The 18,631-nt window shown below is 69.5% G+C and carries 19 protein-coding genes; 5 read left to right on the top strand and 14 right to left on the bottom strand.

The window, feature by feature from the left end; translation table 11 throughout:
- Window position 1: 1 nt before the first annotated feature.
- The 7 genes from WG923_RS21685 to WG923_RS21715 all read right to left on the bottom strand — a co-directional run bounded on the left by WG923_RS21685 (window position 2) and on the right by WG923_RS21715 (window position 7,606).
- On the bottom strand, window positions 2-757 hold the full coding sequence (locus WG923_RS21685) for a succinate dehydrogenase/fumarate reductase iron-sulfur subunit (protein ID WP_340353083.1): 756 nt from the start codon (window positions 755-757) through the stop codon (window positions 2-4).
- Window positions 741-2,570, bottom strand: coding sequence for a fumarate reductase (quinol) flavoprotein subunit (gene frdA, locus WG923_RS21690; protein WP_340353084.1), 1,830 nt, complete (start codon window positions 2,568-2,570; stop codon window positions 741-743). The genes WG923_RS21685 and frdA overlap by 17 nt, the downstream gene beginning before the upstream one ends.
- Before the next feature lie 177 nt (window positions 2,571-2,747).
- Window positions 2,748-3,230, bottom strand: a complete 483-nt coding sequence (locus WG923_RS21695; RefSeq protein ID WP_340353085.1) for a Csu type fimbrial protein — start codon at window positions 3,228-3,230, stop codon at window positions 2,748-2,750.
- Window positions 3,223-5,670 carry a fimbria/pilus outer membrane usher protein gene (locus tag WG923_RS21700; protein WP_340353086.1) on the bottom strand — a complete coding sequence of 816 codons (2,448 nt, stop codon included), beginning with the start codon at window positions 5,668-5,670 and terminating at the stop codon, window positions 3,223-3,225. The genes WG923_RS21695 and WG923_RS21700 overlap by 8 nt, the downstream gene beginning before the upstream one ends.
- Complete coding sequence (locus WG923_RS21705) at window positions 5,645-6,403, bottom strand: fimbrial biogenesis chaperone (protein WP_340353087.1); 759 nt, start codon at window positions 6,401-6,403, stop codon at window positions 5,645-5,647. Before WG923_RS21705 ends, WG923_RS21700 begins: the two co-directional genes overlap by 26 nt.
- A gap of 114 nt (window positions 6,404-6,517) precedes the next feature.
- Window positions 6,518-7,024: a spore coat protein U domain-containing protein gene (locus WG923_RS21710; protein ID WP_340353088.1), complete on the bottom strand. Its 507-nt coding sequence runs from the start codon at window positions 7,022-7,024 to the stop codon at window positions 6,518-6,520.
- Window positions 7,025-7,117: 93 nt separating this feature from the next.
- Window positions 7,118-7,606 (bottom strand): spore coat protein U domain-containing protein, encoded by a 489-nt coding sequence (locus WG923_RS21715; RefSeq protein WP_340353089.1) that lies wholly within the window; start codon window positions 7,604-7,606, stop codon window positions 7,118-7,120.
- A 474-nt stretch (window positions 7,607-8,080) separates the two neighbouring features.
- On the opposite strand from WG923_RS21715, the gene WG923_RS21720 reads away from it, so the two are divergent.
- From WG923_RS21720 to WG923_RS21730, 3 genes are read left to right on the top strand one after another with little or no spacing between them, the layout of a single operon-like run.
- Complete coding sequence (locus WG923_RS21720) at window positions 8,081-8,410, top strand: cupredoxin domain-containing protein (RefSeq protein ID WP_340353090.1); 330 nt, start codon at window positions 8,081-8,083, stop codon at window positions 8,408-8,410.
- A gap of 8 nt (window positions 8,411-8,418) precedes the next feature.
- A complete protein-coding gene (locus WG923_RS21725; protein ID WP_340353091.1) occupies window positions 8,419-9,243 on the top strand; it encodes an FTR1 family iron permease in 825 nt (274 codons plus the stop codon).
- 43 nt (window positions 9,244-9,286) lie between these two features.
- Window positions 9,287-10,039: a hypothetical protein gene (locus tag WG923_RS21730; protein ID WP_340353092.1), complete on the top strand. Its 753-nt coding sequence runs from the start codon at window positions 9,287-9,289 to the stop codon at window positions 10,037-10,039.
- 25 nt (window positions 10,040-10,064) lie between these two features.
- On the opposite strand, the gene WG923_RS21735 is transcribed toward WG923_RS21730, so the two are convergent.
- Window positions 10,065-10,214 carry a hypothetical protein gene (locus WG923_RS21735; RefSeq protein ID WP_340353093.1) on the bottom strand — a complete coding sequence of 50 codons (150 nt, stop codon included), beginning with the start codon at window positions 10,212-10,214 and terminating at the stop codon, window positions 10,065-10,067.
- Window positions 10,215-10,423: 209 nt separating this feature from the next.
- On the opposite strand from WG923_RS21735, the gene htpG reads away from it, so the two are divergent.
- Window positions 10,424-12,328, top strand: coding sequence for a molecular chaperone HtpG (gene htpG, locus WG923_RS21740; protein ID WP_340353094.1), 1,905 nt, complete (start codon window positions 10,424-10,426; stop codon window positions 12,326-12,328).
- A 173-nt stretch (window positions 12,329-12,501) separates the two neighbouring features.
- On the opposite strand, the gene WG923_RS21745 is transcribed toward htpG, so the two are convergent.
- From WG923_RS21745 to WG923_RS21755, 3 genes are read right to left on the bottom strand one after another with little or no spacing between them, the layout of a single operon-like run.
- Window positions 12,502-13,197: a molybdate ABC transporter substrate-binding protein gene (locus WG923_RS21745; protein WP_340353095.1), complete on the bottom strand. Its 696-nt coding sequence runs from the start codon at window positions 13,195-13,197 to the stop codon at window positions 12,502-12,504.
- On the bottom strand, window positions 13,197-14,180 hold the full coding sequence (locus WG923_RS21750) for a Bug family tripartite tricarboxylate transporter substrate binding protein (protein WP_340353096.1): 984 nt from the start codon (window positions 14,178-14,180) through the stop codon (window positions 13,197-13,199). Before WG923_RS21750 ends, WG923_RS21745 begins: the two co-directional genes overlap by 1 nt.
- Window positions 14,181-14,196: 16 nt before the next feature.
- Complete coding sequence (locus tag WG923_RS21755) at window positions 14,197-15,162, bottom strand: tripartite tricarboxylate transporter substrate binding protein (protein ID WP_340353097.1); 966 nt, start codon at window positions 15,160-15,162, stop codon at window positions 14,197-14,199.
- Between the two features lie 75 nt (window positions 15,163-15,237).
- On the opposite strand from WG923_RS21755, the gene WG923_RS21760 reads away from it, so the two are divergent.
- Entirely contained in the window at window positions 15,238-16,113 is an 876-nt protein-coding gene (locus WG923_RS21760) for a fumarylacetoacetate hydrolase family protein (RefSeq protein WP_340353098.1), read from the top strand.
- A 142-nt stretch (window positions 16,114-16,255) separates the two neighbouring features.
- Here WG923_RS21760 and WG923_RS21765 read toward each other — a convergent pair whose 3' ends face one another.
- From WG923_RS21765 to WG923_RS21775, 3 genes are all read right to left on the bottom strand, one after another.
- Window positions 16,256-17,263, bottom strand: a complete 1,008-nt coding sequence (locus tag WG923_RS21765; RefSeq protein ID WP_340353099.1) for a serine/threonine protein kinase — start codon at window positions 17,261-17,263, stop codon at window positions 16,256-16,258.
- Window positions 17,264-17,295: 32 nt separating this feature from the next.
- On the bottom strand, window positions 17,296-17,715 hold the full coding sequence (locus tag WG923_RS21770; RefSeq protein ID WP_340353100.1) for an organic hydroperoxide resistance protein: 420 nt from the start codon (window positions 17,713-17,715) through the stop codon (window positions 17,296-17,298).
- A gap of 94 nt (window positions 17,716-17,809) precedes the next feature.
- Window positions 17,810-18,619, bottom strand: a complete 810-nt coding sequence (locus tag WG923_RS21775) for a crotonase/enoyl-CoA hydratase family protein (protein ID WP_340353101.1) — start codon at window positions 18,617-18,619, stop codon at window positions 17,810-17,812.
- Window positions 18,620-18,631: the final 12 nt, after the last annotated feature.

An 18,631-nucleotide genomic window follows, 5' to 3' on the forward strand; every position in this document is an offset into this window, starting at 1 on the left:
CTCAGCGCCTCCCTCCGGGAATGATGCGGGAGAACCAGCCCAGCGCGCTCGCGGTCTTGTTCTGGTTCACGGCGTTGGCCGGGTCCACGTGCTTCGGGCACACCTCGGAGCAGTAGCCCACCGCGGTGCAGTTCCACACGCCCTCGGTCGAGTGGAGCAGCTCGTCGCGCCCGGCGTGCTCGCCGTCGCGCGAGTCCACCTTGTAGCGATGCGCCAGCGCCGTCAGGCCCGGGCCCAGGAATTCCTGGTTGAGCCCGTACTGCGGGCAGGCCGCGTAGCACAGCATGCAGTTGATGCAGTGGCTGAAGGACTCGAACTTCTCCAGCTGCGCCGGCGTCTGCAGGTATTCGCCTTCCGACAGGGGCTTCTTCAGCTGCGGCTCGATCCAGGGCTCGATGCGCGGCAGCTTGTCGATGAAGTCGGTGGCGTCGACCACCAGGTCGCGCTCGATCGGGAAGTGCGCCAGCGCCTCGATGCGGAACCCTTTCGGGTAGTAGTCGCGCATGAAGGTCTTGCAGCCCAGGCTGGGCACGCCGTCGATCATCACGCCGCAGCTGCCGCAGATGGCCATGCGGCAGGACCAGCGGAAGGTCAGCGAGCCGTCGAAGTTGTCCTTGATGTACTGCAGCCCCTGCAGCACGGACATGTCGTCGGTGAACGGAACCTCGAACTTCTCCACGTAGGGCGCTTCCGCCTTGTCAGGCTGGTAGCGCAGCACCTCGACGACGATGGTGCGGGTCTCAGGCAACGACGACACCTGGCTTCTCCTTGGACTGTTGTTGGGCCTTTTCCGCCTTGTCGGCGGCCTCGCCGGCCGCCCCGTAGGCGCGCGTGCCCGGTTGCGACCTGGTGATGACCACGTCGCTGTACGAGATGACCGGCGCGCCGTCCGCGCCGATGGTGGCCAGCGTGTGCTTGAGGAACCGGTCATCGTTGCGCTCGGTGCACCCGGCATCCAGCCGCTGGTGCGCGCCGCGCGATTCCTCGCGGGCGAGCGCGGAGTGCACCATCGCCTGCGCGACGTCGAGCTGGTACTGCAGTTCGAGCGTGGCCAGCCATTCGGTGTTCCAGGCTTCCGCCTTGTCCTGCAGCTTGATGTGCTGGGCCCGCTGCTTGAGCACCGCGATGTCGTGCACCGCCTGCTGCATCTCGGGGCCGGTGCGGTAGATGCCGCAACCGGCTTCCATCGCCTTGGCCATGCCGTTGCGGATGTCGGCCACCTTCTCCGTGCCGTGCTTGCGTTGCAGCACCGAGACGGCACGCTCGCGCGCCTCCTCCGCCTGGGCCTTGAGGTTGGCCTCGTGGCCGAAGGAGTGGCCCTTGGCGAAGGCCACGGCCGATTCGCCCGCCACCTTGCCGAACACGCACAGTTCAGCCAGCGAGTTGGAGCCGAGCCGGTTGGCGCCGTGGATGCCGCTGGAGGCGCATTCGCCGGCGGCGAACAGGCCGGGCAGCGGCGCGGCGCCCATCACGTTGGTCGGGATGCCGCCCATGGTGTAGTGCACGGCGGGCCGCACCGGGATCGGGCTGTCGGCCGGGTCGATGCCCATGAACTCCTCGGCCAGCTCGCAGATCTGCGGCAGGCGCTCGCGCAGCTTGGCGTGGCCCAGGTGGCGCAGGTCGAGGTTGACGTAGGTGCCGTGCGGACCCTCGAGCGTGCGGCCCTTGCGCTCCTCGTGCCAGAAGCTCTGCGACAGGCGGTCGCGCGGACCGAGCTCCATCGCCTTCTTGCGCGGCCACGGGTCGGCCGGGCCGAGGCCGTAGTCCTGCAGGTAGCGGTAGCCGTCCTTGTTGGTCAGGATGCCGCCTTCGCCGCGGCACGCCTCGGTGAACAGCAGGCCGGTGCCGGGCATGCAGGTCGGGTGGTACTGCATGAACTCCATGTCGCGCAGCGGCACGCCGTGCCGGTAGGCCAGCGCCATGCCGTCGCCGGTGACGATGCCGCCGTTGGTGTTCTGGCGGAACACGCGGCCGGCGCCGCCGGTGGCGATCACCACCGCCTTGGCCTCGATCAGGCGGAAGTCGCCGGTGGCGATCTCGATGGCCAGCACGCCCTGCGCGCGGCCGTCCTCCACGACCAGGTCGCAGCAGAAGTGCTCGTCGAACCGCTGGATGCTGGGATATTTCAGCGAGGTCTGGAACAGCGTGTGCAGCATGTGGAAGCCGGTCATGTCGGCGGCGAACCACGTGCGCTCGATCGTCATGCCGCCGAAGGCGCGCGTGTTGATGTGGCCGTCTTCCTTGCGGCTCCAGGGGCAGCCCCAGTGCTCCAGCTGCACCATCTCCTCGGTGCAGTGGGCCACGAAGTAATCCACCGCGTCCTGGTCGCACAGCCAGTCGCCGCCGTGCACGGTGTCGTCGAAGTGGTGCTGCAGGCTGTCGTCCGGTCGCACCACGGCGGCCGAGCCGCCCTCCGCCGCCACCGTGTGGCTGCGCATCGGATACACCTTGGAGACCAGCGCGATGCGCAGTGCCGGATCCTTCTCGGCCACCGCGATGGCGGCACGCAAGCCCGCGCCGCCTCCCCCCACGATGACCACGTCGCATTGATGAACAGGAATGGCGCTCAAGTGACCCCCGCCTTGTCGTAATGGGTTTGTTCCGTTACTTTGGGGGTTCGGGCCCCTGCCGGCGTTGATTCCGGTCAACTCCGGACGACACGTGCACCGGGGCCGTCCGGGCGCAGGGCGTCGAAAGGGGGCGTGCAGCGTGCGGCCGGCCGGGGCCCGCGAGCCGAGCGAGGGCCTTCAGTACACCAGCGTGATCTGCACCGAGTCGCTGTAATTCCCCACCGTCACGTCCTGGCCGGGCGGGATGCGGCCGAAGATCGTGAAGCGCGCGGCCGCCGAGCTCTTGTTCTCGATCGACAGCGGCGCTCGCAGCGTGTTGATGCCGTCGGACATGCCCAGCACGTTGCTGCGGGCCGGGTCGCTGTACAGGCCGTAGTTCAGCGTGTCGCGCGTGCCGCCGACGTGCGCCAGGCGGCGGGCGTTCACGCTGGCGCCGTTCATGCCCTGGTCGGCCTGCAGCGTGAGCGTGACGTTGCGGCTGCCGCCGTCGCGTTCGCAGGTGACCGTCACGTCCATCTGGGTGTCGTTGGGGGCCGTCGCCAGGGAGTCGTAGGGGCCGAAGGCGAGGGTGCCGCCGGAGGAGATGCGGCACACGACGGCCGCCGTCGACGCGGCGGGCGCCAGCAGCACCAGCAGCGCCAGCAGGATTGCCTTATTCACAGACGATGCCCTCCTCCAGTTCGTGCACGGGCTCGGAAAACGCCGGCACGGTCAGGCGGCATGCGTGCCTGTGGCCTGGCGCCTCCAGGATGCCGGTATAGCGGCCCGGCGGGGCGTCTTCCAGGTAGAAGTCGCCCGCCGAGCCGGTTTCGATCTGCAGGCGGCCGGCCGGGCCGGCCAGCCCCCAAGAGCGGGCCTTGATCGGGGTGCGCCGTCCGCCCTCCACCAGCCAGGCCATCCCGGCGGCGGCGCGCACCTGCCGGATGCCGAAGTCCACGATCGACCCGCTGCGGAAGGCCGGCGCGATCGTACGCCGCTTTTCCGGCAGGGTGTACTGCATGGCCAGGTCCTTGTCGTTGATGGAGATCTCCTGCCGGCCGATGGAGCCGAGCTCCGGGATCAGCAGCCGGCCCTGCGCGTCGGTGCGGCCCTGGGCCTGGTTGTTCAGGTACACCTCCACGCCCGGCTGCGGCACCCCGAGCTGCGCCAGGGCGAAGCTGTCGCTCACCTGCCGCGTCAGGCCCCAGTAGCCGCCGATGCCCACCAGCGCGCCGGCGGCATCCGCCTGCAGGTAGGGATTGCCGCCGCCCAGGGCGCTGGTGGCGAACACGCCCACGCTCAAGGGCCGCAGGTTCCAGTCCGCGGCCAGCGTGGCCGCGGTGGTCGTGCCGCCGCCGTTCCAGGTGGTGAGGGTGCCCACCCGGTAGCCCATGCCTTCGCCTTGCGGCAGCTGCTGGCCCGCCTGCAGCTCCAGGCTCCTGCCGTCCGAGCCGGCGCGCGCGCTGCTGCTCACCCACCGGCGCTGGTCCAGGTCGGCGCGCAGGTACACGTTGGCCGCCCAGCCCTTGCGGTCGTCGATGCGGGTGGTCTGCAGCTCGGCGAGCAGGCTCACGGTGCGCGTGAGGTTGGTGCCCAGGCGCAGGAAGCCGATGTCCTGCACGTCCCGGTCGGTCACGGTGCGCACCACGTCGGCGGACAGGTGGTAGCGGCCCACGCTGGTGGCGAGCCCGACGCGCGTCTCGCTGCGCGGGAAGGCCGCGCCGAGCGCGCTGTCGAAGCTGCGGAAGTCGCGCCCGAACTGGCGCCGCCCCAGGACCACCGACCCCAGCGGGGAGCTCCAGGTGTAGCGGCCGGACCAGCCGAGCGCGTGCCGGTGCGCCTCGCGGTCGTTGCTGGTCAGCAGGTCCAGCCCCAGCAGGCCCAGGCGGTCGCTGCGCAAGGCGATGCCGGCGCCGGCGTTGTAGAAGTCGGCGTTGCCTTCGCCGCCGGCTGACACCGTCAGGCTGTCGCTCACGCCGTAGCGGTGCAGGGCCTGCCAGGCCGGCTCGCGGTAGCGGATCACGTTGGTCTCGTCCAGCTCGGAGCGGCGGCCGGCGAAATAGCTGTATTCGTGGAAGCCCTTCGCCAGCACCGAATCGGTGAAGAGGAAGGGCTGCTCGATCACCTCGCGCCGGCCGGCCGCGTCGGTGATCACGACGCGCACGTTGCGCAGGCCGCCATGGAGCAGCACGTTGTCCAGCGTGATCGGCCCCGGGCCCACATGGCCCCGGTACAGGGGGGTGCCGTCGACCGACACTTCCACGTCGGCCGGCAGCGTGGTGGAGGCGCGCAGCGTCGCCGTCGGCTGCCGCACCACGTCGGGCGTGAGGTCGTACACCTTCGCGAACAGCACGCCGCCGCCGGTGATGGTGCTGCCGTACGGGCCGGCCGCCGACACCACGTCGCCGGCGATCAGGCGGGTGGCGTTCCTGGGCCGGTCCCAGATCACCTGCGTGGGCCCGCGGACGGCGCGCCGCGGCGCGCCCGTGTCGATGCGCATCTCCTGGCGCAGCAGCAGGCCCGCGACGCGCACGTTCAGGTCGGTGGCCATCTGTGCGGTCACGCTGCCGCGCGCGGGCCGGATGGCGCTGAGGCGGTAGCTCAGGAGGAGGCTGGTCGCGGGCGGTGTCGGCTCGATGCGCTGCGGCCGGGTCGACAGGTCGATGCGCGTCCCCTCCAGCACGTCGGCCCGGAAATCCAGCTGCAGCCGCAACGTCGGCTCGTCGAAGCGGATCGTGGTGGCGCCCAGGGCGCGCGCCGAGTAGAAGGACTCGCCGTCCAGCGCGCGGCGGGCCGCATCGCGCGACTCCAGCTGCATGCGGGCAAGGTCGCCCGCGGCGATCCAGAAGTCGCCATCGGACGTGCGCAGCACCGTGAACTCGCCGCGCTCGACGCCGTTGACGCGCACGGTGACGATCACCGGCTCCGGCGCTTCGGCCGAAGCCGCGGCGGCGGGCGCCTCGGGCTGCGCTTGAACGAGCGCTGGGCCGGCCGCCCCGAGCAGCAGGCAGGCCAGGGCCAGGGCGCCGCGGCGCAGCGCGGACGGCGGAGACAGGAAGGCCGGGCGCGGGCGGCCGGGACCGCGGAGAGCTCGATCAGCTGCAGCGCGCCGGATCGACATCGAGCTTGCGGTCGGCGCGGAGCCCCTCGCCCTCGACGGCGATGGTCAGCGTCCTGGCCTTGCGGCACACGTCGCGCGGGACCTCCAGGGAGTAGGTGCGCTCGCTGCCCGCCAGCGAATACCAGCCGGTGATCTCCTGCGAGAAGCCGGCGCCGTCCTGCACCAGCAGCCGCAGCAGGCGGAAGTGCTGGTTGCCTTCGTTCTTCACCTGCAGCGACAGCCGGCCGTGGTCCAGCGTCGGCTGCAGGATCTCCGGCTGGGAGCGGGGCGCCGCGGGCGGCAGGAAGACGGGCACGCCGAAGCGCAGGAACACCGCGATGCGGGCCTGGCCGGGTTCGGCCGCGGCCTCCGGCTGCTCTTCGACGAACAGGCGGTAGGTGCGCTCGGTCACGCCGGCCGGCGCCTTGGCGCCGACGCGCACCAGGCGCTGGGCGCCGGGAGGCAGGTCCATCTGGCGCGGGAAGTACACCAGGTCGGTGGTCTCCTTGTAGACGTCCTCGCCCTTGGCGTCCTGCGTCCACTCCATGAGCTTGATGCCCACGCGCAGCGGCGCCTCGGCGTGGTTGGTCACGGTGATGGTTTCGCTGAGCGCGCCGGCGCGCAGTTCCACCCGGATCGGCGCCACGGAGAACTCGCTCGCGCTGGCGGGCGCAGCGGCCAGCAGGCCGACCAGGGCCATCCATGCAGGCGCGGTGCGCCAGGCGGGTCGAAGTCCGGAGAGGGTGGGCATCATCGATACTGCTTCGCACCGTCTGGGCCGGCGCAGGGTTGATTTCACGCGACTTTAGCCCAAGGGCCCACCGGACTGCGCCCTGGCCAACGCTGATCGCGGCTGCGGGCCGCGCCTTCAGAAGTTGAGCGTGAGCTTGACGGTGTCGCTGTACGCGCCGGCCGCCGCCGGCTGGAAATTGGCCGGCGCGATGGAGCCGGTGACGTCGATCGTGCGGCTGCCCGCGAACAGGAAGAAGAAGCCGTTGGTGGGCGTCACCGTCAGCGTGTAGGGCATCAGCTCGCCGGCGATCGATTCGTGCCGCAGGCGGCGCACGCCCGTGCCGGTGGGATTCAGCCCGTTGTCCACGGCGATCGACCAGTTGACGAAGATGTTGCCCCGGCACCGCACGGTGACGGTCGTGGCCGCCGTCGCATTGGCGGTCGACGCCTGGTCGATCACGCCGAAGTCGAGCGTGGGATTGCTGCTGTTGAGAAACAGGCAGCCGGTGCGGCCCACCACCGTTGCCGTCACCGTCAGGGCTCCACTGTCGCTGGCCGCGTGGGCGGACAGGCTGCCGGCCAGCATCAGCGCCGCGAGCAGCGCGGCGCGGCGCCGCCTCCCGCGCTCGCTTCGGCCTCCCATGGCCAACCTTTCCTTCATGGGCGACGCCGCGCACCTTCGCCCGCAAGGGCGGAGTGCGCGTGCCGCGAACTTCTCTTGCCTTCGGCGGTGGGCTTAGTAGTTGACCGCCACGCCGATCGTGCCGGTGTAGGAGTCGGGCTTCACGTTGACGTAGTTGGCGTTCAGGATCTTGCCGTTGAGCGTCACGCTCTTGGCCGTTCCGGCGGCGCCCAGGCCGTCGCCGGTGAAGGCGGTCGGGTCGGTCCACGTGATCGTGTAGGCGATCGTGTCCGGGGAAGCGAGCGCGCCGGTCATGGTGCCGCCGGTGCCGGTGGCGCCGGTGGTCACGCTGTTGACGCCGAAGCTCGTCACGGCCGTGCCCTTGGTGCACTTGTAGCTGGCCGTCGCGGTGGCGGTCGGGTCGGTGGTGAGCGTCGGGTCCAGGGAACCGAACGCCATGGCGCCGGACAGCGTCACCTTGCACTTGGCACCGACGCTCGCGGTGACGGTCAGGGTGGAGCCGTCCGACCCGGCAAAGGCGCCGGCAGCGAAGAACGCCATCGCCGCGGCGGCGATGGCACGGATGGAAGACTTGTTCAGCATCGGAATCCTCATTTGACCAATCAACTAACCGTTACTGGGTGATCCCTGGGGCCGCTACTTCAACTCAAGTTCCGCAACGGCCTAACGAATCGTCCTTGTGGGTCATTAGGCAAACCGCCTAAGCCTTGACTACGAGGAAAATGTAGGCCAGGGGGTAAGTGAATGCAATTAACGAAGCTGACGGCTGCGGGCAATTCCGGAGTCATCAAACGGAAAAAAGCCAAATATTCCGCAGACTTGCCGCAATTTCATGGCTGTCGAGCGGGCTGGGGACGACTGGCGGTGGCGCGGAGGCGATGGCCGGATTCGCAGGCGGCGTAAGCCAAACGGCTAATACCTTGCAGTGTTTCAAGACGCACAGTTCTGATTCATTGTGTAACCAATGCGTGCAGCACGACGCGTGGATCGCGTCCGCTCTTCACAAATGAGAGTGATTTGCATTAAGATGGGGAAGCCTCAAGAAGAAAGCCCCCCATGCGCGCCTCGCCCCTGCTTGCCTGCCTCGCCCTTGCCTGCGCGTTCACCTCCGCCGGCGCGGCCGAACGCGAATTCACGCTCGTGATCCGGAACCACCGCTTCGAACCCTCCGAGCTGAAGGTTCCCGCCGGCCAGCGCGTCAAGCTGCTGGTGCACAACCAGGACGGCACCGCCGAGGAATTCGAGAGCCACAGCCTGAATCGCGAAAAGGTGATCCCGGGCGGCGCGAAGGCCACGATCTTCATCGGCCCGCTCAAGCCCGGCCGCTACACCTTCTTCGGCGAATTCAACGAGAAGACGGCGCAGGGCGCCGTCGTCGCCGAATAGGGGCCGCGATGTTCGCCGCCGCCCTGATCGTCTTTCGCGAGTCGCTCGAAGCGGCCCTGTTCGTCGGCATCGTGGCCGCGGCCACCCGCCAGCTGGCAGGCCGCAGCCGCTGGCTCGCCGGCGGCGTCGGCCTCGGCGTGTTCGGCGCCATCCTGCTGGCGCTCTCCGCGCAGCAGATCAGCGAACGGTTCGAAGGCATGGGGCAGGACCTGGTGAACATCGCCGTGCTGTCGGTGGCGCTGGCCATGCTGCTGTGGCACTGCATCTGGGTGAGCGCCCATTCGCGCGAGATGGCGCTGCAGGCGCGCCAGCTCGGCTCGTCCGTGCAGCAGGGGCAGCGCGCACCCTGGGCCCTCCTGGTCGCGGTCGCCCTGGCGGTCCTGCGCGAAGGCGCGGAGACGGTGCTGTTCGTCGGCGGTGCGCTCACCGGCGCGGGCGCGGGCGCGGTGCATCCGGGCGAAGTGGTCGTGTCGTGCGCGCTGGGCGTGTTCTCCGGCGTCGGGGCCGGGCTCGTGATCTACGGCGGACTGTCGCGCCTGCCGACGCGGCACGTGTTCGCGACGACCAACGCGCTGATCGCGATCCTGGCCGGCTCCATCGCGAGCCAGCTGGTCAAGGCGCTGGCGCAGGCCGGCTTCCTCGAGCGGGGCACCACGCCCCTGTGGGACACGTCGGCGGCGCTGGCGCCGGATTCCGCGTTCGGCACCTTCCTCCATGCCCTCATGGGCTATGACGCGCGGCCCTCCGCCGCCCAGATCGCCTCCTATGTCGGCGTGCTGGCGCTGATCTACGCCGGCACCCGGCTGATGCGCCGCACGGCCCACGCGCCGTAGCCCGCGCGCCGCGTTTTCCTCCAACCACACCAGAAAGAAACCGATGAAGAACGCTGTGCATGCAGCAGCGCTGGCCGCGCTCGCCTGCATTTCGCTCACCCCCGCCGTCCCGGCGCTGGCCGGCCCCGCCGAATACGTCTTTCCCGCCACCGTCGAAGAAGGCGAGAAGGAGGTCGAGTTCAAGGCGGGCACCCGCAAGCTGCGCGACGGCACCCGCGAAAGCGAGACCATCCTGGGCTTCGGCCTGGGCGTCAACCGCTGGTGGTTCACCGAACTGTCCGCCAAGTGGCACAAGGAGCCGGGCGAGCGCTTCGGCTTCGACGCCTGGGAGTGGGAAAACCGTTTCCAGCTCACCGAGACCGGCCGCTATCCGGTGGACGTCGGCTTCCTGCTGGAGATCGAGCGTCCGCGCGACCGCAGCGAAGGCTACGAAGTGCGCTGGGGCCCGTTGTTCCAGGCCGACCTGGGCACCAGCGTCGCCGCCAACCTGAACCTGCTGGTCGAAAAGCACTACCGCGCCGACAATGCCGCGCGCGCGGAGCTGGGCTACCAGTGGCAGCTGCGGTATCGCTGGCGGCCGGAATTCGAGTTCGGCGCCCAGGGCTTCGGCGAGTTCGGCCCCTGGGACCACTGGGCCTCGACTTCCGACCAGTCCCATCGCTGGGGGCCGGCGGTGTTCGGCCGGCTGAAGGTCGGCCAGGCCCGCACGATCAAGTGGAATGCCGGGGTGCTGTTCGGCCTGACGGACGCCTCGCCGCGCAACCAGTTGCGGCTGCAGGCCGAATACGAGTTCTGAGGCGGGGAGGGCGGCGCGCCCTCGCTCAGAAGGTGAGGGTGACCGCCACCGGGGGCGCCGCTTCCACGTGCAGCCGCAGGGTGGGCGCCGGATCGCTGCCCCATTGCCAGGGAGCCCACTCCATGGGCGCCGCCGCCACGGTCAGCGTGTGCGCGTCGTCCTCGGCGCGTGGCATGGTGTCGGCCCAGGAAGGAAGGGGAAGCTCGATCCGCATGACGCTCACTGTAACCAGCCGTTGCGCCGCCGCGCAGCCGCGTGTCGCCGATACTCGGCAGGAAGCGTCGAAAAGTTCACATCGGGGCCCCGCTGCCCCCGGGCGGCTTGAAAAGTTCACGGCCAGCCCTTACTTGCGCGGCGCCGTTCGTCCCTTCAGAACAACACGTCATGAGCCAGAAACACTCCTTCCAGGCCGAGGTCGCGCAACTGCTGCACCTGGTCACCCATTCGCTGTACTCCAACAAGGAGATCTTCCTGCGGGAACTGATCTCCAACGCGTCCGACGCCTGCGACAAGCTGCGCTTCGAGGCGCTGCACCATCCCGAGCTGTACGAGGACGCGCCCACGCTCGAAGTGCGCGTGAGCTTCGACAAGGAGGCCCGCACGCTCACGATCGCCGACACCGGCATCGGCATGTCGCAGGCCGAGGCGATCGAGAACCTGGGCACGATCGCCAAGAGCGGCACGCGCGAATTCGTCAGCCGGCTCTCCGGTGACCAGAAGGCCGATGCGCAGCTGATCGGCCAGTTCGGCGTCGGCTTCTATTCCGGCTTCATCGTGGCCGACCGCATCACGGTGGAATCGCGCCGCGCCGGCCTCAAGCCCGAGGAGGGCGTGCGCTGGGCGAGCGCCGGCGCCGGCGACTTCGAGGTCGAGGCGATCACGAAGCCGCAGCGGGGCACGAGCGTCACGCTGCACCTGCGCGACGATGCGCTGGACTACCTCTCCACCTGGCGCCTGAAGTCCATCATCGGCAAGTACTCCGACCACATCTCCCTGCCGATCCTGATGCGCAAGGAGGAGTGGAAGGAGGGCGAGGAAGGCAAGGGCGGCGAGCACGCGCCCACCGACGAATGGGAGACCGTCAACCAGGCGACGGCCCTGTGGAGCCGCAACCGGAAGGACATCACGCCGGAGCAGTACCAGGAGTTCTACAAGGCCATCAGCCACGACTACGAGGATCCGCTCGCCTGGAGCCACAACCGGGTGGAAGGCAGCACCGAGTACACGCAGCTGCTGTTCATCCCCTCGCGCGCACCCTTCGACCTCTGGAACCGGGAGAAGGCCGCGGGCGTGAAGCTCTATGTGAAGCGCGTGTTCATCATGGACGAGGCCGAAGCGCTGCTGCCGGCGTACCTGCGCTTCGTCAAGGGCGTGGTCGATTCCGCCGACCTGCCGCTGAACGTGAGCCGCGAGCTGCTGCAGGAAAGCCGCGACGTGAAGGCGATCCGCGAGGGCAACACGCGCCGCGTGCTGGCGATGCTGGAGGACCTGGCGAAGGCCGAACGGGACGAGGCCGCGAGCGAGGAGGACAAGGGCAAGTACGCGAAGTTCTGGGCCGAGTTCGGCGCGGTGCTCAAGGAAGGCCTGGGCGAGGACATGGGCAACCGCGACCGGCTGGCGAAGCTGCTGCGCTTCGCCTCCACGCAGAGCGACGCCGTGGGCGTCTCGCTGGCCGACTACAAGGCGCGCATGAAGGAAGGCCAGGAGGCGATCTACTACATCAGCGCCGACACGCGCTCGGCGGCCGCCAACAGCCCGCAGCTCGAGATCTTCCGCAAGAAGGGCATCGAGGTGCTGTACATGACCGACCGGGTGGACGAGTGGGCCATGTCGTACCTCACGGAGTTCGACGGCACGCCGCTGCAGTCGGTGGCCAAGGGCCAGGTCGACCTCGGCAAGCTGCAGGACGAGTCGGAGAAGAAGGCCGCCGAGGAGGCCGCCGAGTCCTTCAAGCCGGTGCTGGCGAAGCTGAAGGAAGCGCTGAAGGACAAGGCGCAGGACGTGCGCGTCACCACCCGCCTCGTCGATTCGCCGGCTTGCCTGGTCGTCAGCGACGGCGGCATGAGCCTGCAGCTCGCGCGGCTGCTCAAGCAGGCCGGCCAGAAGGCGCCCGAGGTCAAGCCGGTGCTGGAGGTCAATGCCTCGCATCCGCTGGTGCAGAAGCTCGAGGGTTCGCCCCACTTCCACGACCTGGCGCACATCCTGTTCGACCAGGCGCTGCTGGCGGAAGGTGGGCTGCCGGAGGATCCGGCGGCGTATGTGAAGCGGGTGAACGCGCTGCTGTCCTGAAAGCGCAAGAGGGGTGCCCGTAGGCTGGTGGTGAGCGCCGCGAACCCCAGCGCTCGCGGCGCTCGCGCATCGCTGGGGTTCCCGCGCTGGCGCGGGTCACCGCCAGCCTACGGGCGCTGCCGCGAGCCTACCGGCGCGGCCGCGAGCCTACGGGCGCGGCCTGCGCGCCAGGCTCACTCGAACCCGCACTCCCTGCGCACCTGCGCCGCAGCGGCGGCCGTCAGCGCGGCGATCAGGGCGCGCGCCAGTTCCGGCTCCTTCGCATCCTTCGCCACGGCGGCGGTGTAGGTGGTCGTGAGCTCGTGCGGCGGCGGCAGCAGCCCCGTGAGGTGCACGCCCTGCGTGATCAGGATCTCCGTCACCTGCGTGCAACCCACGGCATCCGTTTCGGGCGCCTGCGCCAGTGCCGCCATCGCCGTCGCCCCGTTCGGGAACGTGCGCAGCCTGGCCGGATCGCCTGCGAGGCCCAGCGCCTGCAGCACCTTCATGAAATGGATGCCGGCGGTGGCCTTGGCCGGATCGGGGAAGTAGATCGCGGGCGCTGCCGCGAGCAGCGTCTTCAGGTCGTCCGCCGAGCGGATGGTGACCGGTTCGCGGCCGGCCTTCAGCGCCACGCCGGTCTTCACCTGGCCCACCGCGCGCGCCGAGGACCCATCGGCCTTTCCTTGCGCCGCGAGGTCCTCGATCAGTGCCTGGCTCAGGATCAGCACGTCGCAGGGCGCGCCGGCCAGCAGCTTGTCCTTCATCGCGCCGACGGCGCCGAAGGTGCCGGAGAGGCGGCAGCCGTGCTTCGCCTCGAACTCCGCCTGCAGGCGCGAGACCAGGCCCTGCGCCGCGCCGCCGCTCAGGATGTTCAGTGTTCCCGCCATCAGTCCGCCTTGATGTGGGCCGAGCGGATCACCTTGGCCCACTTCTCGATGTCCTCGTTCACGTACTTGTCGAAGGCCTGCGGGCTCATCACCATCGGCACCGCGCCCTGCCTGGCCCAGGCCTGCTGCAGCTCGCGGTCGCTGACGATCTTGCTCACGGCGGCATTCAGCCGGTTGACCACGTCGGCCGGCGTGCCCTTGGGCGCCATCAGCCCGAGCCAGATCGTCGCCTCGTAGTTCGGCACGCCCGATTCACCCACGGTGGGGACGTCGGGCAGCACGGCGGAGCGCGTCTTGCCGGTGGTGGCGATCGCCTTCACCTTGCCGGCCCTGATCTGCTCCGTCATCGTGGTCACGGCGTCGAACATCAGGTTGACCTGGCCGCCCAGGACGTCGGTGCGCGCGCCCGAACTGCCTTTGTAGGGAATGTGCAGGATGCTGGTGCCCGACATGCTCTTGAACAGCTCGCCGGCCATGTGGTACGGCGTTCCGGTGCCCGACGACGCATAGGTCAGCTTGCCCGGCTTCTCCTTGGCAGCCTTGACCAGCTCGCGGATGTTGTTCACCGGTACCGACGGATGCGCCACCAGCACCAGGTCGGAGTAGTTGATCGGCGCCACCGGCACGAAGTCGCGCAGCAGCTCGTAGGGCTTGTTGGCCACCAGCGTCTCGTTCACCGTGTGGGTGTTCGACATCAGCAGCAGCGTGTAGCCGTCCGGCGGCGACTTCGCGACCTGGTCGGTGCCGATCACCGCGCCCGCGCCGGGCTTGTTCTCGACGACGAAGGCCTGGCCGCCCAGGAGGTCGGGCAGCTTCAGCGCCAGCGCGCGCGCGAACACGTCGGCCGGCCCGCCGACGGCGAAGGGCACGATGATCTTCACCGGGTGCGTGGGCCAGGCCTGCGCCGCGGCGGGCAGCGCGTGGAGCAGCCCCGCCGCGCAGCCGGCGGCAAGGAGCGAACGAACGAACAGGTGACGCTTCATCGCGGCCTCCGGGGGGTTATTCGACCTTGCCGATCTTCTTGACGACATCGCTCATGCGGCGCACGTCGTTCTGCACGTACTTCTCGAAGTCCGGGGCGTCCTGGTACAGCACCGGGCTGCCGGCGTTGAGGATCACGTCCTTGACCTTCGGGTCGTTGGCGGCGTGGCGCGCGGCGGCCCGCAGGCGCTGCACGACCGGCTCGGGCGTGCCGGCGGGCACGAACAGGCCGGACCATTGCGCGTACTCGGCGTTGTAGCCCGCTTCCTTCAGCGAGGGCACGTCGGGCAGGGTCTGCAGCCGGCCGTTGCCCCAGTGCCCCAGCACGCGGATCTTGCCGGCCTTGACGTGCTGCAGCACCGTCGCCGGCCCCGTGGCCAGCGCATCCACCTGCCCGCTGAGCAGCGCCACCACGGCCGGGCCCGCGCCCGTGTACGGGATGTGCGTGATGTGCGTGTTGGTGACCTGCTTGAGGATCTCCATCGGCACGTGCATCGTGCCGTAGTTGCCCGACGAGCCGAAGTTCAGCGCGGCCGGGCGCTTGCGCGCGTCGTCGACGAAGTCCTTCACGGTCTTCCACGGCGCATCGGCGCGCACGGCAAGCACCACGGGATCGGCGGTGAAGCGCGCGATGGGGCGCAGGGAGTTGAACGAGTACATCTGCTGGCGGCCGAGGATCCGGTCGGCCTCGGGCAGCACGCTGTAAGAAGAAAGCGCCATCAGGATCGTGTAGCCGTCGGCCGGGGACTTGGCTGCCTGGGCCATGCCGATGCCGCCGCCGGCGCCGCCCTTGTTCTCGATCACCACCGGCTGGCCGAGGTCCCGGCTCATCGCTTCGGCCACCGGGCGCCCGACCGTATCGGCCAGGCCGCCGGGCGGGAAGGGCACGATCATGGTGATGGGCTTGGTCGGGAAAGCGGATTGCGCAAAGGCCAGCCCGGCTGCGGCAACGAGACCCGCAGCACACAGAAAACGACGCAACATCGGGGGAACTCCTGACGGGGGTTTTGTTAGCATGCTATAGAGCGCCAATTGTGGCGCGAAAGAGAGTTTTCCCCCATGAGAATCGCAGCTTATCGTTATCAGGGCCAGCCCGGCGTTGGCCGTGTGTCAGCCGATGGCAAGCAAGTCGAGCCGTTCCAGCTTTCCCCCGAGGAAGCAGCGCGCGGCGCACTGCCCATCGTGGAGGCGCAGGCCGCGGGCGGGGCGCTCCCCGCCACCGGCGCGGCCATCGCGTTCGACAAGATCGAACTGCTCGCGCCGATCCCGCGGCCGCGCCGCAACATCTTCTGCGTGGGCAAGAACTACCACGCGCATGCGAAGGAATTCGCCGGCAGCGGTTTCGATTCGAGCGCCAAGTCGCACGGCGACATCCCGGCCGAACCGATCTACTTCAGCAAGGTTCCGGAGTCGGTGGTCGGCCACAAGGCGGACATCCTGTTCCCCGGCGAAGTGTCGACCGCGATCGACTACGAATGCGAGCTGGCCGTGATCATCGGCAAGGGCGGCAAGGGCATCAGCCGCGCCGACGCGATGAAGCACGTGTGGGGCTACACGATCATCAACGACGTGACCGCGCGCGACTGGCAGAGCCGCCACCAGCAATGGCTGCTCGGAAAATCCTTCGACACCTTCTGCCCCATGGGCCCGTGGATCGTGACGGCCGACGAAATGAACGGCCAGGACACGGACATCAAGCTGTGGGTCAACGGCGAACTGCGCCAGGATGCCAACACGAAGGACTTCATCTTCGACATCCCGAAGATGATCGAGACGCTCTCCGGCGGCATCACGCTGTACCCGGGCGACATCATCGCCACCGGCACGCCGGTGGGCGTGGGCATCGGCTTCAAGCCGCCGAAGTACCTCAAGCCGGGCGATGTGGTGCGGCTGGAGATCCAGGGGATCGGGGTGCTGGAGAACACGCTGCGCTGAGCCGCGCCGGCATCGCGTCGGCATCCCGTAGGCTGGCGCTGGAGCGAAGCGAAAGCCCAGCGATGCGCGAAGCGCTGGGCTTCGCGCGCTGGCGCGGCTCAGCGCCAGCCTACGAGACCCGCCCTCCGGGGAGGACGATCGTTCACACCACCAGAGCCGGCTCCTCCATCGCCTCCAGCTGCTCCTCGAGCATCTGCACCTGCCCGCGCCAGTAGTCGCTGGTGCCGAACCACGGGAAGGCATGCGGGAACGCCGGGTCGTCCCAGCGCCGCGCCAGCCACGCGCTGTAGTGGATCAGCCGCAGCGTGCGCAGCGGCTCGATCAGCGCGAGCTCCGCGCGATGGAAGTCGCGCAGCTGCTCGTAGCCATCGAGCAGCCCGCCCAGCTGGCGCTGGCGCTGCGAGCGCTCGCCGGACAGGAGCATCCACAGGTCCTGCACCGCGGGGCCGGTGCGCGCGTCGTCGAGGTCCACGAAGTGCGGGCCGCCGTCCGGCGTCCACAGGATGTTGCCGGGGTGGCAGTCGCCGTGCAGGCGCAGGGTGCGCACGCCGGCCTCCTGCGCCTCCTGCAGCGCCACGCGCACGCGCGCCAGCGCCTGCGCGCACAGCCGCGACCAGTCGCCCTGCACGTCCAGCGGGATCGCCTCGTGCGTGAGCAGCCAGTCGCGCGGCTCTTCGCCGAAGGTCTGCGCATCGAGCGCCGGCCGCACGCGGAACGCATGCTGCGCGCCCACGGTGTGCAGGCGCGCGAGATAGCGCCCGATCCACTCCAGCACCTCGGGGTCGTCCAGTTCCGGCATGCGGCCGCCGCGCCGCGGCGAGACGCTGAAGGCGAAGCCCGCGAAATGGTGCAGCGTCTGCCCGCCGGGAGCGAGCGGCCCCACTGCCGGCACTTCGGCGCGCTGCAGTTCGGCGGCGAAGGCGTGCTCCTCCAGGATCTGTTCATCGGTCCAGCGATTCGGCCGGTAGAACTTGAGGACCACCACATCGGAGCCGTGGAAGGGCTCCTCGAGGTGCACCTGGTACACCCGGTTCTCGTAGGAGCTCAGGCCGAGCAGGCGGCCGTCGCCGTACAGGCCGAGCGGCAGCAGCGCGTCGAGCACCACGTCGGGCGTGAGCGCGGCGTAGGGATGCCGGGTGTCGTCGTTCATGCGGCATTGTGCGCCGCTCAGGGCTCCTCGCCTCAGACGATGTTGAGCTTCACGTCGATGTTGTTGCGCGTGGCGTTGGAGTACGGGCAGACCTTGTGCGCTTCGTCGACGAGCTTCTGCGCCTGCTCGCGCTGCAGGCCCGGCAGCTTGATGTTCATGCGCACGGAGACGCCGTAGCCGAGCGAAGTCGGCCCCAGGTCCACTTCGCTGTCGATCGCGGCGTCGTTGGGCACCTGCACGCCCACCTTGGGCGCCACCGCCTTCATCGCGCCCATGAAGCAGGCCGCGTAGCCGATGCCGAACAGCTGCTCGGGATTGGTGCCCGGGCCGCCCTGCGCCGGCGGCGACAGCCGCACTTCGATCTTGCCGTCGTCGGAGCGGCCGTTGCCGTCGCGTCCGCCGGTCACGTGGGTCTTGGCGGTGTAGAGGACCTTGTCGAGGGGAGTGGCCATGCTGGGATCCTTGAAGAGGCTTGCGGGGGGCTGGATTATGGGCGCGGAACGATGACCTCGGGGCGCCCGGTGTTCCTGCTGCCCGGCCGTTCGATCAACGTCCCGTGAAGCGGGCGGCTCGCTTTTCGACGAAGGAGCGCAGGCCCTCGGCCGCATCCTCGGTGCGCGACAGGCGCTGCTGCACGGCGACGAACTCCGCCATGGCCTCCAGCGGCCCGTGCTCGATCGCCTGGCGCGCATTCAGCCGGGTGGCCACCACCGCCTGCGGCGCCTGCGCGGCGATCGTCTCCGCGATGCGGATCGCCGCGTCCAGTTGCTCGCCGGCGGGCACCACCTTCTGCACGAAGTTCAGGCGCAGAGCCTCCGCGGCGCCGAACTCGTCGCCCGTCAGCAGGTGCAGCATCGCGTTGCCGAAGCCCGCGCGCTGCGCCATGCGCAAGGTCGCGCCGCCGGTAGCCATGATCCCGCGCCTGACTTCGAGCTGCGAGAAGCGGCAGTCGTCCGCCGCGACGACGACGTCGGCCGCCAGCATCAGCTCGATGCCGAGCGTGAAGGTGATGCCCTGCACCGCCACCACCAGGGGCTTGCTGCGGCGCCGCAAGCCGGGGCTGCCCAGGTCCAGCGGTTCGACCGCACCCGCCGGCCACAGCTTCTCGCCGCGCTGCATCGAGGGCGCGATGGAGGGCAGGTCCAGGCCCGCGGTGAAGTGCGCGCCGTGCGCATGCAGCACGCCGACGCGCAGGCCGGGATCGTCTTCCAGCAGGGTGTAGGCTTGGGCCAGCTCGCGGAACATGCGCGGCGTGAAGCCGTTGCGCTTGGCGGGCCGGTCGATTCCAATGAGCAGCAGCGCGTCGCGGCGCTCGGTGGTGATGGTGCCCTCGGCGGGCGGCGGGGTCGCGTCCATGCGCGCGATTAG

The organism is Ramlibacter sp. AN1133 (genome assembly GCF_037890035.1).
Lineage (GTDB): Bacteria > Pseudomonadota > Gammaproteobacteria > Burkholderiales > Burkholderiaceae_C > Ramlibacter.